The sequence below is a fragment of the Rhodococcus sp. T7 genome, from assembly GCF_009872365.1.
Classification (GTDB): Bacteria; Actinomycetota; Actinomycetes; order Mycobacteriales; family Mycobacteriaceae; genus Rhodococcus_F.
Genome location: NZ_WXYH01000298.1, coordinates 63,252 through 77,954, shown reverse-complemented (window position 1 = coordinate 77,954; position 14,703 = coordinate 63,252). Strand labels below are relative to the sequence as shown.

Sequence of the window (14,703 nt, the reverse complement as noted above, 5' to 3'; positions counted from 1 at the left end):
GATTCTCAGCAATCATTCGAATCCGAACGACGCACGAACTTTCAATGAGAATCCGAACTCTTCAACGAGAAGCTACAACAACAGACAAAATGGACATTCGCTGCCCAGTACCTATCGTGTCCTGACTCGGTGAAGGTGGCGACGACTCAGTGAATCTGGCGAGTGTGGCGGTCTATCTGGCGGACGGCTCAGCGAACCTGCCGAATCCAAGGTGGTCACCCCAGCGATCGGGAATGAATCGAGGCACCGAGTTCCATGCTCGCCACGTTCTTTGAGTCCGAAGTCGCCGCGGCGACTGAATAGACCTGGCGAACAGCAGGTGCGGCCGCTGCGATCTCGCCAGATCCACTGAGTCAGGACATATCGCTCGACTGGGGAACGCACAACAGGGGACGTGTCAATCCCCCACCCCTCTTCAACGCCGGGGCGGTGGTCGAATCGCAGGTCGGCGATCCCGCATCGGACAACCCTGACCCGACGCACCGGAAGAGCGCATTCCGAACGACTCCAATGCAGCGCCCGGATCCGGGCGGGCAGCCGCAGCGAGCGTAACGATATGAAATGAATTAGCCGATACGATTTCCCCATGGGCGAGCGCAAGCCGGGTAGACCCCGGGAGTATCCGTCGGACGCCGACCGGGTTCGGGCCTGGCGCGCCAGGCAGAAGGAGAAGACCACCCAGGCCGCGCCGGACACCCCGGAGACACCGCCGGATCCGGCCGAGGCTGCGGCCACGCTCACTCAGGCCCTGCCGCTGCTACGGCAGGAAACCGGTGACGCCGTAGCGAAGCTGTCCGCGGTCGCCGACCGGATCACCAGCGCCGTCGACCGTCTCGGAGATCCCGCCGCCATCGATGCGCACCTGCGCCGCGCCCAGGTAACCGCGGACAAGGTGCGGGCCGACGCCGCCGCCGAACTCGAGCAGCTCCGCGACCAACTCGACACAGCGCTCGACGACCGAACCAATGCCGATGCCGCCGCCCAGGCCGCGGAGCGGACGGCAGAGGAATCCGCCGCCGAATTGGCCGACGCCCGGCGTCAGCACACCGAGCAGGTGCGCGCGCTGACGGCCGCCCACGAGGAGGAGATTGCCGAGCAGCATCGCCTCGTCGAATCCCTGCGTACCCGGGCGACCGAGCGCGAGAACGAGATCACCCTGGTCCGCAAGGAAGCGGACCGCGCCTCCGCTGCCGCCGCGGCGACGATCGACCGCCTCGAATCGGACCTCCACGACGCTCGATCCGCGGTGCAGTCCGAACGCGCCCGCGTGGACGAAGTCCGCGACGAACTCGCCACCACCAAAGCCGATCTCGCGACCGCCCTGGCGCAAGCAACTGCCGCCCGTGAACGAGCCGAAGAGCTACGTGCCGATCTCGCCGACGCTCGCAGCCGCGCATAGGCGAGAACGTCCCGCGGTGAGCGCCGGGTCCGGTAGCGGGGGCCCAGGGCCCGTGCTGTCCGGCTGCAGTGTTCGACGAGATCGACGCACAAGTGGTTACCCAGCCCGGAACATCCCCGTGCAGTCGAGTATTGATGCAGTGCAGCCGACTTCTGAGACTGACACCCAATACGGCGCTCACAGAGCAAGACTGTCTCAGAAACGTCCGACACCCACGAGCGGGCGACTCAGGGGCTGAGACGGGTTTCTGAGACACGTCACAGTTTGATAACTTTCGACTTCGGATTGACCGGTAGACCTCCCCCAACGTGCCGATCTGCTCGAGCAGCCCTCACTTGCGGCGTTAGCCCGACGGTGTCTCGCGTTTCGGTGTCTCGGAAATGACCATTTCTGGGGCACCTTCGATCCGAGAACTTCCTCCGCATGGGGCCCGGATGGGAACGCCGGACAGCCGTCGCGCCGGATTCGACGGACAGAGAGATAGCTCGCCAGAGTCCACCGAGACGACCACTCCGTCACGGGTGGTGAGATCCGTAGATCCGTAGATCCGCATGTCCGTCGATCCGTAGACGCTCACCTACAGACAGACCTTGGGTCACGTGTGTCTCACGACCCGGTGTATAAGAAATGGTCGAATCTGAGACTGTAGGACTCGTCAAAGCGGCCGGAGTCCAGGCGACCAGCTGCCTCCAAAAGGGGAGGGGCCCGCACCTGCCCTCTCTTCAAGCGGCGCCGACTGAACGACTTTGCTGCAGCGCAATGCTTCTGCGAAACTGATATTAGCGATCTTGCGACAAGAGTAATGTTTCGGAGGTACTGGACCGAAGGGAGTCAAGCTCAAGCTTTCGGGGTTTCTATATCCGAGAACATCCTATGTTCAGTCGATTATTTCGCAGCAGAGGTGTCAGCATGGATCTATCCCCAGTGCACCGTCGTCCTGGAGAATCTAACGAGGCTCTCAAAATTCGGGAGAAGTGGGCGTCGTACGCCAATAGTAAATGGTGCGATCAGGCCGCATTCGACAGAATTAGATCCATCTATTCATCTCCGCCCGACTGGAACATCGACGAGAATATTTCAATTTACGCCCGGTCCGCACTCTCTACTAATGAGATACTCAATAGCGGGAAGTACAACCCGGTTCCGTGGACTATCAGACGGGATCCGCCTAACGTCTTCAAGCCAACATGGGCGCAGACCCCACTACCTCCAGCGCCTTCCTACCTGGAACCTCGATTCTATGGATCGATGGCGCGTCCTCCGGACTTGATGAACACGACATCGAAATACATCCCTGCTTGGTCATTGCCAATAAAATACGAGCCAAGCATTGATTTGAGCACACGTGCACCTAACGAGAGCGTCCTCGAAGCCATCGCCGATCACGCCAGCTTGAATGCACGGCAAGCCGAACTGGCTAATTTCTTGATCGACCGCAGCGGTCCCACGGTAATTGACCCGTGGGATAGATCAGGTTGGGGACCTCCGAGATTCCAACAACAAGTGCTGCCAATGTCGTACGCAAGTGTCGGAAAGGCCATTAAACGCGGCGCACAGTTAGTCTGGGACAACAAGAAATGGGTGGCGAAAATCGGGAAACATATCCTCGGGCCCGTGGGGCTAGTGGGTGATGCCATTGATGCAGCAAGGTTTATAGCCTGGATGCACGGAGAAGGCGTCTTTGACAATGTAATTGTGGCGAATGCCCCGAGGCTTGAATATCAACCAGGCCCACAAAATTTTGTGTTCGTATGGCCGGATAAAACTAGCACATCCGTTCCACAGACATGGGTGCCGATACTAAGCTGACGCGCGCCATAGATAGTGCGTCGCGGAGTCGCACCTGGTCCTGAGGGGCAGCGATACCAAGAACCAGCAGATGAGGCGGACCCGACGGTCGTGACTACGTGAAGAGGTCTATTCGTAGAATACGATGGTTGGATGTTGACCGGGTACGCACGCTGTTCGTCGTCCGCGGACGACGAACAAGGCCAGCGTGATCAGCTGCGAGTGTTAGGCGTGGACGGCGAATCCATCTATGTGGATCACGGCCTGACGGGCACGGACAGGCCCCGACCAGGGTTGACTGCGGCCTTGTCGGCGTTGTCCGCGCGGGACACCCTGGTCGTTACCTCGCTGGATCGGCTGGCACGCTCGGTCGCCGATCTCAGCGCGATCGCCACCGATCTCCAGGCCCGCGATGTGCTGTTGATGTTCGACGGCACGGTCCACGACCCGCGGGATCCTATTGGGCGAACGGTGTTCGCGATGTTGTCGACCACCTTCGCCGAGTTCGAGTCCGGCCTGATTCGTCTGCGCACGATGGAGGGCAATGCCCGCCGTAAGGCTGCGGGCGGTTTCGCCGGCCGCAAGCCACTCCTCAACCCTGCGCAACAGTCGGAACTTTACGACCTGCACAACGCGGGGCATTCCGTCGTAGAGCTGACGAAGCGTTTCAATCTCAGCCAGCCAGGCCTGTACAAGTACCTCGCCCGCGAGAAGGCCCGACGGAACGCACCCACCTCCCCCGCCGACCACTGAGCAACGCCACCAGCTGGCATAAGGCGGCAAGTCAGCGCGGAGCGGTGTCGCGGCAGCACCGTCGGCCATTGGCACCCTGAGACACGCGCGCCAGCCTCGCGCGGACCGGGTCTGTGACTGTCCACTCGGTGTTAAGTAGGTCGTTATGGACACACCCAGCACCGAAACTGACCCTATGAGCACCGCGATCGCGAACCAGATGCGTATCCAGCGGATCATCCGGCGCTGGTCGCAGGACGACCTCGCGAAGGCGGCCGGTCTTGGTCGGTCGACCATTCTTCGACTCGAAACCACGAAGATTCCCATGAACATTCGGCACATGCAGGGGATCTCGACAGCGTTCGAGATGCCCTGGTTCGAGTTCCTGAAGCTGGTCAATGCCGAACTGGAGGGGTCCACCCAGAAGCGCGGCGACGGACTGCCCGCGTACTGACCCCGGACACGACAAGACCCCAACCCGCAGGGAAGGGCTGGGGTTCGGTTGGGTCCTATTAGCTGGTCAGGCGCTTTTCCATCGCGGCAATCAGCTTGCTGAGGGGGATCCCGAGCGCCTTCGCGATCAGGACCGCCTCCTCGACCGGTGTCACGCGGGTACCGCGGAGAATGCGCCCGATGGTCGGACCACTTATCCCGGTCATCTCCGCCAGCTGGGTGTTCGTCGTGATCCCGGCGTCGATCATCGCGTGAGCGACCACCTTCCCGAACTGCACGGAGATCTCACCCGGTTCGGTCGTCTTCTGGCCCATCAGGACACGGCGGCGAGGGTCGCCGCGTTCGGGAGTTCAGCCTGGTCACGGATCCACGCGGCCAGGTCGTCATGGTTCACGTAGCCGTCCGGATCCACCGGGGCCGGCCGACCGGACCGGCGGGCATCGAGGGTCACCTGGACGTAGTGGAACCGCTGCTCAGCGGTCATGTCGTCGCGGTGGAGGGGCTGGGGTTCGATACTGGTGTTGGTCATCGTTCGAGTCCTGTTCGTTCGGTGATCAGGTCGGGGTGGGCGCTACCGACGCCACCCCGACCGTCTTCTGGTGAGGCTATCCGGGCTGTGGGCCTCGTTTCAGTCGGCCTCATGTTCGTTTGCGCTGGGCTGCACGGAGGATCGGCGCGCGCCTACGCGGGTGCGCCCGCCGAGGAAACAGCGCGTGCAACACCGCCCACTGCGACTGCAACAGGCCGATCTCTGCCACCTCCGTGTGCAACGACGGTGTGCGCCTCCGGAAGGCTCTGCACGCCACCAACACAGGCTGTGCAACCAGCTCGTTCGAGCGAAACGGTGTCGCAGCGGCACCGATGCCGGCATCAGTTAACGCAATGCATGCATGAACTCACTCATGCATTCCGGTGTGGTCCGATGAGACTGTCGAGGTAGGCGACCTGGGATTCGAGGGCTGCGCGGATGTCGTCGATGTCGTTGCGTAGCGCGGAGGTCCGCTCGATTGAGTACTCGGCGCCGACGATGTCTTCGTAGAGTCGGTCGACGTCCGCTCCCCCGGTTGCCATCTCGGTGACGGCGTGGAGGTTGTGCACGCTCGTTGCGATAGGTGTCAGCGCGGCCTCGTAGGCGCGGAGTGCTGCGACTCGGTCGATGAGACCAGCCTCCGCCTTGGCAGCAACCACCTGCCGGCGTTCCCATTCGGCGCGTGCTCTGGCGAGGTTGTCGGTGATGTCGTTGTCCGGGACCGCTGGGGTGTTCGCGCGCAGGCTGAACAGGTCGTGTGCCGCGGCCGCGACCAGGTGTAGCTCGATGGTGAACCCGAGGACGGTTCGGTGGCCGTCGAGTAGCGGGTGCTTCCATGCGGCGTGGGAAACAACGCGTGCAACAACGTCCTCGGCGACTGCAACCAGGCGGATCTCGGGCCCCTCCTCCCGCAACGGCCAGTGCAACGACGTGTGCGCTTGTCGAAGCTCTGCACGCTGCCCGGTTGTCAGTTGCGGGTATCCGCAAGGGCGGCCCGTGACGCGGCGCCACCAACTCGGCTGTGCAACGATCTCGTTCGGGTCGATGATCACGTTCGAGAGGCCGGCGACCGCCGACTGTGTTGTTGCGGAGACGTGGGACCAGGCGATGACGGCCGTTGTACGCGGTGCACGTTGGGGGAAACGGAGTTGTTCGACCACCCACTCGCGGGCGACGTGCATCGCGTCGGTCAACTCGATCACCGTCTTTTCGCTGCGAAGGGATCAGGATGGTGCATCGCCCCGGAACGGCCTAACACTCGCGGAGAAACCGAAAGACCTCCAGCGGAGCTTTGCCACCCATTTCATCACGTGACAACAGCGTTGCTGGCCGGAGGAACTGCCGCCAACGTTGACGGCAGTTCGCTCCGGCCATGCAACGGGACATGTTTACGCGGGCTGTAGTTCTCGTGCGGGCCGGAAGTCGGTCTCGGTGTCGAACGGTTGCGGCAGTGGAGGCACGGAGAAGCCCTCGTCTTCCGCGGCGGCGACGAACGCCTTCCATCGTCTGCACACAGTGGATCGGTCCACGTTGATCTGCTGTGCAACGGTGACCTGCTTGAGGTGCGGTTCACGCACAAGCATTTCCGCAACCTCCTTCACCGGCTCGGGCAGCGCGCATTCCGTGAGGAACTGGGTGAGTCCTTCGTGGGTCTGCGGCCACCCGTTGCGGGTCCGCGGTACAACTGGTTCGTCCTGTTGCCTGGGCGGCTCAACGATGTTGACGTTTCCGGTTCGAGTGGCGCCGAGGTCAGCGGTTGCTTCGACCTGTTGCGCCACCGGTGCGGCTTCGGGTGCAGCCTCGTAGGTTGCCGGTGCGATGGATCCTGCTCGCTCGATAACCGGTGAGGGCTCGCCCGTAGGCCCCTGCAACGCGTGTGCACGCTCTTCACGGAAGGCACGCAACATCAGGGTCGACATGTGCATCAGTCCCAGCCACAGCAGCGGGAAGATCATCGCCATGCCTAACGCAGCGGGTGCCGGTTGCGGGATGAAGCCGAGATCCTCTCCCGCTGCAACACGAGCAGCGTTTCGCACTGCGAGCTGGTAGGCGTGGTAGCCGTTGCCAGCAACGCTCAGCCCCACAGCCCCCACGGCAAACGCCAGGCAATACCGACGGGACCAGCGGTGCCTCTCAGCTTTCAGCTCAACATAACCGAACGTTGCGGCAGCCTGCGCAATGTCGATTGCAACGGGTGCCATCCAGGAGAATCCGGGGCGTACGCCGATCTCAACGGCGAGCTGCCGGAGCGAATCGAACGACAGCGTGAAGGCGAGCGCGCCCATCCCCACTGCCATCAGGCCAACAGCGGTCAACGCGAGCGTGCTCGCCCGCAACGGTGGTGCATCCTGAGTTGTATCGTCTGCCATAGCTGGGAAACCTCCAGATTCCTGGTGAGGGGCCCGCCACACGGAGCTGCAACTCCCCGGCGGGCCCCGCTGCGTGTGCGGTCGACCGTTGCGTGTTTCCGCATCTGCGGCTGCGGTGGCCTGTGTGTCTAAGGGGGTCCGTCGGTGCGCGCCGGCAGGACTTCCCCGTATCCGCGTTTACGGATCCTCGTGTTTACGGATTTACGGATTTGCAACTAGAAACGGGTGCTGTGCAGGTCCTTCTTGACCTGCTCGCTCAGGTCGGGATCTGCAAGGAGTCTTTCCACGAGTGCAACAAGCACGTCCTGGGCCGTCACTCGGGCTACGCCGAGTTCTCTTGCTGCGGCGCGCTGCCAGTCCCCCAGCCGGTCATTCTGATCGGGCGAGAGATCGACGTTCTTACGGATGTCCTTCTGACGGGGAGCGATAACCGCGCGAACAGCAGCCTTACGGGGCTTGTCTTCTTGCACCCTCGTCACTGGGGCCGCCGCTACTGGCTCTTGATCCTCCCCCGGTTGGGGTTGCACCACCGCTTGCATTCGCGCACGCTCGGCACCCGCGCGGATCCGATCTTTTGCGGAAGTCATGCGATCTCCTTCTGCACTTCGAGGTCGAGGAGCTCGCTCACCGCATCCCCATAGGCCGAGTTGAGTGCATTCTCGATCGGCAACCCGAACGCCTGGGCGTAGCGCTCGAGGCGGCCAACAGTTGGCTTGAGAACAAGGTCACCTTCTTCTGCAACCGCTTCTCGATACCCCTCCGTCGAAGCCGCATTTGCAACGGTCCGGGTGAACAGGACCGCAAAGATCGGCGCGTCCCCATCCCGAAGTTCGGTGACTTCCACGAGCAATTGCCGCACCGCGGGAAGTCGGTTGTACTCCATCGGAGTCGGGGCCATCGGGCAGACTACGTGCGTTGCAAGTCGTGCAGCCGAGAGCACGATACTTCGCTGCTCCTTCATCGGCGGCGTGTCGATGACCACAGCGTCGTACTTGCCGTTCGCAATACCCGGCAGCTGCCTGTGCAAGTTCGGGACAGCCATGCCGATGACCGGGAAAGGCCATTCACCGAGACTCCCCCACTGCAGAAGTGACTCGTTCTCTCCGTCTGCGTCAACGGCGAGGACCTTGAGTCCCGATTCGTGGAGTGCGTGGGCGATGAAGGCGGCTGACGTGGTTTTCGAGGAACCACCCTTCAGATTCAGTGTTGTGATGACAAGCATGTCTCCCACTTCCGCATGTCCGCTCCTACGTGTTTCCGTATTTCCGTGTGTCCGCATGAATTTGCACTGGTAGACCCCGAATTTTGCGGGCGTACAAGCTGAGTCGCACGAACTGCAAGGTGCGTACTAGCGGATCTACGGAGGTCAGCGTACGCGGACTTCAGCATCTACTGATGGACTGACACGCGGAAAAACGGCTTTCCGTGTTTCCGCAAATCCGTATTTACGGATCAGCGTGGTACATCCGCGCACCCCACCTCGCACCGTCGCAGCAACGCTGACTCAAAGGCCCTGCGCAACGGTTGCGGAGCTGCACGACCCGGTTGCCGACGCTGCACGAAGACCTTGCATGATTGCGGCCCCAGGCCGGCCGGTGCAATTCACGTGCACCCGCTCCGCTTCTACGGATCTGCGGATCTACGGACTTGCGAAGGCAGGGGGCTCTCGTCGCGGTCAGTGCGGGCTTATGCGCCGACCACGGCCGTGGCAGTGCGATATCCGGCCGACCGACTCCCGCGGCTACCGGTTTGCGGATCTACGGACTTGCGGATCTACGGACTTGCGGATCTACGGTCAGCGTTTGCAGGAATATTCGCCCGCCGGCTGGCCCTGGCAGTGCTCGTTGCCCGTGGTGGGCGGTCGCGGCTCCGTTCCGACCTACGGAAATACGGATCTACTGACTTACGTCGTGGCCGCCGGGGGTGGATACCCCCGTGCGGTGCGGTTGCACGACTATGGTCGCGGCAGTGCACGACGGTCGGGTCGCTCCGCAAATACGGATCTGCGGATCTACGGACTTGCGGTCTGGGTGCAATCGCGGCCGCAAGGTCTGCGTCGGATCTCGGTCGAGCTTCCGGCAGGGGAATGGTGCTGCAATCCGACCGAGCTCGCCTGCACGACCGTTGCGGTCCGGAACGCAAGACTTGTCGCGCGTGCACTCTTGCCTCATCGTCCGCGTCTAATGATTCACGGATCTACGGACTTACGGAGTTACGTCAACCACCGTGCACGACACGCCTTCACGGTGCACGCACGCCTGGGTAGCGAGTGCGGTCGAGCCCAAACGGTACGTCTACGTATTTACTGATATGCGAATATACGGAATTACGGATCTCACGCCCAGTTCCATGTGCCGCAGTCGACCCCTGGGTAGGACTAGTCATCCCGTTTCGATGGGGGAGTGGGTGGGTTACGCCGGATCAGCATCGCCGCACCGTGCACATCTCCGCCGCCGCCGACAGCGTGTCGGGTTGCGAGTGAGCGAACCATTCGGCAGTGTGAAAGTAGGCCGGTTGCGGCGGGTCGGCCTTTCCTCCCCGTTGGGCGGACGGGGCGTGAGCATGGATGAAGAAGCCGGGCTCCATTGCCGCCGCACCTCTACCATTGCGCGCCGACGAGTTCCGCTACGTGATTCGGAGTAGTCGTTCGCCTGGCTCACCTACGACGACGCCTTGTGGGCGGCGCCTTGACCCACTCAACTCATGACCAGGAGCGCCCTCCTCGTAGCGAGTGTTAGGCCCCCGGATGCCCTTCCCAGCGTATTCGGGGACCTAACCCACAGTGCGCAGAAGGAGGAGTCACTCTTTCGCGATGCTCGCGGCGTAGCCGCTGGCCTAACGCGCGACGGTGGCCTGGGTCTTTCCGAGCACCGTGGTGTCGTCACACTTCACAACGAGATCGACGCGGATGCTGTCGTCTTCGACTTTCCCGACCTTGGCGGTGACGACGACTTTGGCGCCCGCTGATGCATCGACGACTACGGGGCGGGTGAAGCGGGTCTCGTAGCTTCGGATTCGTGTCGAGTCACCGCCGAGCCAGTCGATGACGGTTTGCAGGGCGAGCGCGCCGGTAAGCATGCCGTGGGCCAAGACTCCGGGAAGTCCGGCGTCTTTGGCGGCCTGGTCGCTGTAGTGGATGGAGTTGAAGTCTCCCGCTGCTCCTGCGTATCGGACCAGGCTTTCGCGAGTGATGAGATGAGTGTCCTCGGCGAGGATGTCGCCCTTGGCGAGTGTCTGTGCCTGGGTCATTGGGGTGCTCCGATCATCAGCGACGAGGTGATGGTGACGACGTGGTGACCGTCCCGGTCTCGGATCTCGCTTGTGGTGTTCATGATCGCGGCGTCGCCGCGTTCGGTGACGCCGGTCACCGTGAGGATCGTGGTGAGCTCGTCTCCTGCGACGATGTGTCGGCTGAAGTCGAGTTTCTCGGTTGTGTGAACGGCAACGTGCCGGGTGCGATCAATTCCCGTGTCGGGGTCGGTGATCAGGTGGTCCACCGCGCCGCCCTGCACGACTGTGGTGAAGGTCGGGGGAGCGACGACGTCGGCGTGGCCGGCCCGCTGAGCGGCCACCGGGTCGTGATGGATCGGGCTTGTGGCGGACACGGCGCGGGCGAACTCGCGGATCTTTTCGCGGCCGACTTGGTATGGATCCCCGGCAGTGAAGACTCGGCCTGGGAGCTCGGGATTCAGTAGAGACACGCCGGTCACCATATCTGCGCGGCGTGCTCGTCTCTCGGTATGTCCGCTCCTGGACAGGTGGACGCGGACTCGGCGGTTGGCGCTCATGATGTGCGGAACGTTCGCTTTTGCGCGCAGCGCTGGGCGATGGCGCGGGCGGCGGCCCGGCCGGGGCCGTCGAGATCGGCGATTGCTTGTGCCCGTTTGCGTTGGCCCTCCTCGACCATGGTTTTCGTTCGTTCGCTTTCTGCGGCCTGGGCCTCGGCTTCTTGGGCGTGAGCGATTGCGTCGAGGACGTGGGGTGGGAAGTCGAGATCGGTCTTGTTGAGGAGCCATTGCATGAACAGGATCGGGTGGTCGGGTGTGAGTCCGCGCCCGAGACGCCGGGCTTCCTCGTCCAGGAGTGCGTTGATGTCTCCTCCGGTGAACCCGTGGGCCGCGGCTGAGGCGAGAACGTTCGCCCACTGGTCCACCGACATTGGGCGTGCCCAGGCCGGAGATCGGCGGTCACGGAGCCACTGAGCGGCCAGCAATTGCCCCTTGCGGTCGATCGGTGGGCGCTTACGCCGGGGAGGCCTCTTCGTCCGGGCCGGTCGGCGCGAAGCGGCGGCGTTTTCCACAGCTTTTCCTGTAGAGATAACCCTCTTACGAGAGGGAAGAGACCAAAAGATTTCCCCGCTGGGGTGGGGTGCCATCTTGGTATGACCTGGGCGAACACAGGCTGAGTTATCCACAGGCTTGGGCGGGTGGAGCGCCCACACCGATGCCCATCCCCGGCTCTTGTCCTTTACGCCATGGGAGTCGTACCGCTCCTCCTTCGTACGGCGTCGACCTGCAAAGACCTCGGTGGCCACCCCGAGCAGCAGCAGGGTGGTACGGGCTCGCTGCACCGTCCGCTCCCCGAGCCCGGTACGAGTGACGACCGTCGAGACGGCAAGTCGCGACTCACGGCCAGTACGGAAGTCAGCAGCGGACGCCATCTCCGTGGCGATAGCGATCACGGTGCGGAGCGACACTCCACCTCCAGTGGCCGCGACCAGTATGGGACGGATCTCGGGATACCGGGCAGTGAAGATGGCCTTGACCACGGTGATCCAGTGCTCGCGACCAAGCCAGCAGGCGATGCCGGCGTAGGCGTCCTCCTCGAGTTCGAGGTGGATCGGGCCGCTCTTCCGGCGTATCTCGATCTGCCGGGTGATCGCGATACGCGCCTCAGGGCTGCGGGCACGCGAAAACCTCCCGGCGAGGGTTCGCTCGGTGACCGTTCGCGCCACACCCAGGCGAGGGCAGTGGGGCAGTCCGGTGCGATATCCGGAGGGCAGCGATCGAGTACGCGGACGATTCGTACACGCGATCGCATCGTTATGGACGACACGGGTGGTATTGAATACCGGCGCAAACAGACGCGCGGTATCATGAGAGCTGTCACGCACGACAGTTCCCTTCAGGGGAAGCGCAGTAGAGACGAGTTGGCGCTCGTCTCACTCGAACTCGGAACACCCTCGGCCCCGCCAGGTCGGGGGTTTTCCTAGTTTTGAGCTACTGCTGATTTGAGTATTGAGTTGCTGAGATCGCTCTCTCGAAGATCAGGCAGACAGCTGCAACACCTCCCGCACGCCCTCTCCGTCAGCGACGGCCTTCTCGGCGTTGTACGTGCCGTCGAAAATTGGCACGAGCAAATCCGCTGTGACCTCACCGTTCAGGTCAGTGCGGCCGACAAGCGTCGCAAGTACATCGGCTAGGAACTGCGACTCGGAGACTTCAGGGCCGACAACATTCATGGCTGCGCGCCGCCGGTTGAGCTCTTCGCGGCGGCGGTTGAGTTCTTGTCGAACAGCGGGCGGGACGCGCGTCAGGATCGCCTCACGGGGTCCCTTACTGGGTAGCGGCACAGTGCCCCCTTTCTCCGGGTCGATGGTGCGCACTTATCCTGTTACAGGAAGGTGCTCGGACCCCGCAGACACGCCGAACGAAATCGACTTTGTTGATTCTTTGTAGGTTTTTCGTACTCCCTGGCCCAGATTACTACGACCGTGCGGTTCGATATGGTTGCGCTTCGTGCCCTATGTCGTGCATCACCGTCAACTTCGGGGGAAGGACAGCCAATGCGTGTAGGGGGTAACCACACGAAACGCGTGGATGAGGTCCTCAGCCGGATCCCTTTGTCACCACCGTGGACAGTGCACGAGTTTTTGGCTTGGCTGGAGAAAGACACCGGCCGCCCGATTCGTCTGCTGCCGTATCCGGAGGGCACGGTGATCGGCAACCGCCGCTGTGGAGTCCTGTTCGGCCTGGCGGATGAGGACATCATCATGTACGACCCCAACCGCAGTGAGCGACATCAGCGGCAGACAATCTTCCATGAGGTCGGGCACGTCCTCTGCTGCCACAAAGGTGAGCCGTTCAGCCCCACCGACAGCCCGCTGACCAGCGGCATAGATCCGGATGCGATCAGGTACATGATGCGCCGGACGAGTTTTGACACCACCACCGAAGCCGAGGCGGAACTGCTCGGCACCAAGCTCGCTGTGCTCTCGCAGGGCAGCATCGCCGATGACGGCAGAGGACACTTCAACCGCATCATCTCGACGGTGGTCCAGTGAGCGAGGCCCCCCTTGCCGCCAGCGACCTGCTGATCAAAGAAGCGACGTCGGAGCTGCCGTACGCGTACAGCCTCGTTCTGCTTGCCACCATGGTTGTCGTCATTGTGGCGCGCAACATCTTCCTCGGTCGCCGTCAGGTCGATCGGCAGCTCACTCTGGCATTGGCGTGGTGGTTACTCGCCGCACTCTTGCGGGAGAGCTGGCTGCAGCAGATCTTGATGACCCACACCGCGCTGAGTCTCGGTGACATTCGTTTGATGACCCACACCGCGGCGCTATGCGCCGCGATCCCGTGCTTTCTGATGGTCCGATCGTGGGCATACCTGGAGAAGTTCGGGCCACGGATCATCTTGACCCTGTACGCCGGCCTCGCCGCCTTGTTGTCGGTAATGGCATGGGTGTCTTCGTCCGCGCGACGTGCCGACATCGCAATCGAGGAGCTCGAGGACTGGCACACCGCGCTGTACCACGTGCTGTACGCGACGCCGATGCCGATCGCCTTCGCCTTCGTCATTGCCGGGTGCATCAAGGTGCTACTCACAGAACGAACCCGCAGGAACGTGGCTATCACCTCAATCGCCATCGTGAGCTGCACGATCGCAGGGGTCGACCACCTCACGCGCGGTCTGAGCGCTGTGATGCTGGCGGTCGGATGGGAGAACTGGCTCACCGAGGCGCGCTCGGAGGCGAATGACCTGCTGTTCCTCCCCAGCATCACGCTGGTGTCCTTGCTCGCGGCGATGCCTGTCATCCCCGCAATTCGGGCGCGCCTGAATAGTGACCCGTCATCTCGCGCCGCCAGACGCTTGGAGCCGATGTGGCGGGTACTCATCACCGCCATGCCCGAGGTCACGCTCGACTCGACGGAAGGATCGGTGGGCATCGAGCGTGAGCATCGGATGCGGATCGAGTGTGAGGATGCGCTTTTGCAGTTGTTGCCGTGGATGCCGGCCACCGGACTAGAGGCGGAGCGCAGCCCTGCTGAGAGAGCCGAGGCGGTGGCCGATGCACTCGTTCGCTATCAGGCGTCAGCGCACCCCAGCCACCGCAACAGCGTTCATGCGCCGCCCCGGTGGCTCACAGATGAAGAGGAACTCCTGCGCGTCGCTGATGCCTGGACCATGACCCGCGGCGTTTAGCCGTTTCGAGC

Annotated in this window: 16 protein-coding genes; 6 read left to right on the top strand and 10 right to left on the bottom strand. The window is 62.7% G+C overall.

The genetic code is table 11. The features are described from left to right. The first annotated feature begins 586 nt into the window (after positions 1-586). The 4 genes from MLGJGCBP_RS24075 (at position 587) to MLGJGCBP_RS24060 (ending at position 4,373) form a co-directional block, all read left to right on the top strand. Entirely contained in the window at positions 587-1,399 is an 813-nt protein-coding gene (locus tag MLGJGCBP_RS24075) for a hypothetical protein (RefSeq protein ID WP_160098631.1), read from the top strand. 909 nt (positions 1,400-2,308) lie between these two features. After that, positions 2,309-3,208 carry a hypothetical protein gene (locus MLGJGCBP_RS24070; RefSeq protein ID WP_160098629.1) on the top strand — a complete coding sequence of 300 codons (900 nt, stop codon included), beginning with the start codon at positions 2,309-2,311 and terminating at the stop codon, positions 3,206-3,208. Positions 3,209-3,340: 132 nt separating this feature from the next. Then, positions 3,341-3,940 carry a recombinase family protein gene (locus MLGJGCBP_RS24065; protein WP_160098627.1) on the top strand — a complete coding sequence of 200 codons (600 nt, stop codon included), beginning with the start codon at positions 3,341-3,343 and terminating at the stop codon, positions 3,938-3,940. A 175-nt stretch (positions 3,941-4,115) separates the two neighbouring features. Further along, positions 4,116-4,373: a helix-turn-helix transcriptional regulator gene (locus tag MLGJGCBP_RS24060; RefSeq protein ID WP_160098625.1), complete on the top strand. Its 258-nt coding sequence runs from the start codon at positions 4,116-4,118 to the stop codon at positions 4,371-4,373. Between the two features lie 58 nt (positions 4,374-4,431). Here the strand turns inward: MLGJGCBP_RS24060 and MLGJGCBP_RS24055 are convergent, their stop codons facing one another. The 10 genes from MLGJGCBP_RS24055 to MLGJGCBP_RS24010 all read right to left on the bottom strand — a co-directional run bounded on the left by MLGJGCBP_RS24055 (position 4,432) and on the right by MLGJGCBP_RS24010 (position 12,875). After that, entirely contained in the window at positions 4,432-4,686 is a 255-nt protein-coding gene (locus MLGJGCBP_RS24055) for a helix-turn-helix domain-containing protein (RefSeq protein ID WP_160098623.1), read from the bottom strand. Further along, complete coding sequence (locus MLGJGCBP_RS24050) at positions 4,686-4,901, bottom strand: hypothetical protein (protein ID WP_160098621.1); 216 nt, start codon at positions 4,899-4,901, stop codon at positions 4,686-4,688. Before MLGJGCBP_RS24050 ends, MLGJGCBP_RS24055 begins: the two co-directional genes overlap by 1 nt. A 371-nt stretch (positions 4,902-5,272) precedes the next feature. Next, complete coding sequence (locus MLGJGCBP_RS24045) at positions 5,273-6,103, bottom strand: hypothetical protein (protein WP_160098619.1); 831 nt, start codon at positions 6,101-6,103, stop codon at positions 5,273-5,275. A 186-nt stretch (positions 6,104-6,289) separates the two neighbouring features. Continuing rightward, entirely contained in the window at positions 6,290-7,270 is a 981-nt protein-coding gene (locus tag MLGJGCBP_RS24040; protein WP_160098617.1) for a DUF2637 domain-containing protein, read from the bottom strand. A 215-nt stretch (positions 7,271-7,485) separates the two neighbouring features. Continuing rightward, on the bottom strand, positions 7,486-7,857 hold the full coding sequence (locus tag MLGJGCBP_RS24035) for a hypothetical protein (RefSeq protein WP_236581336.1): 372 nt from the start codon (positions 7,855-7,857) through the stop codon (positions 7,486-7,488). Continuing rightward, positions 7,854-8,492, bottom strand: a complete 639-nt coding sequence (locus MLGJGCBP_RS24030; protein WP_160098615.1) for a ParA family protein — start codon at positions 8,490-8,492, stop codon at positions 7,854-7,856. Before MLGJGCBP_RS24030 ends, MLGJGCBP_RS24035 begins: the two co-directional genes overlap by 4 nt. 1,613 nt (positions 8,493-10,105) lie before the next feature. Next, positions 10,106-10,519: a MaoC/PaaZ C-terminal domain-containing protein gene (locus MLGJGCBP_RS24025; RefSeq protein ID WP_160098613.1), complete on the bottom strand. Its 414-nt coding sequence runs from the start codon at positions 10,517-10,519 to the stop codon at positions 10,106-10,108. Next, entirely contained in the window at positions 10,516-10,983 is a 468-nt protein-coding gene (locus MLGJGCBP_RS24020; protein WP_328799594.1) for an FAS1-like dehydratase domain-containing protein, read from the bottom strand. The genes MLGJGCBP_RS24025 and MLGJGCBP_RS24020 overlap by 4 nt, the downstream gene beginning before the upstream one ends. 71 nt (positions 10,984-11,054) lie before the next feature. Then, positions 11,055-11,429 carry a hypothetical protein gene (locus MLGJGCBP_RS52005; RefSeq protein WP_160098611.1) on the bottom strand — a complete coding sequence of 125 codons (375 nt, stop codon included), beginning with the start codon at positions 11,427-11,429 and terminating at the stop codon, positions 11,055-11,057. A gap of 1,107 nt (positions 11,430-12,536) precedes the next feature. Continuing rightward, a complete protein-coding gene (locus MLGJGCBP_RS24010; protein ID WP_160098609.1) occupies positions 12,537-12,875 on the bottom strand; it encodes a hypothetical protein in 339 nt (112 codons plus the stop codon). Positions 12,876-13,085: 210 nt separating this feature from the next. Here MLGJGCBP_RS24010 and MLGJGCBP_RS24005 point away from each other — a divergent pair, with 210 nt between their 5' ends. Next, positions 13,086-13,553, top strand: a complete 468-nt coding sequence (locus MLGJGCBP_RS24005) for an ImmA/IrrE family metallo-endopeptidase (RefSeq protein ID WP_236581335.1) — start codon at positions 13,086-13,088, stop codon at positions 13,551-13,553. After that, positions 13,550-14,692: a DUF6545 domain-containing protein gene (locus MLGJGCBP_RS24000; protein WP_160098605.1), complete on the top strand. Its 1,143-nt coding sequence runs from the start codon at positions 13,550-13,552 to the stop codon at positions 14,690-14,692. The genes MLGJGCBP_RS24005 and MLGJGCBP_RS24000 overlap by 4 nt, the downstream gene beginning before the upstream one ends. Positions 14,693-14,703 lie beyond the last annotated feature (11 nt).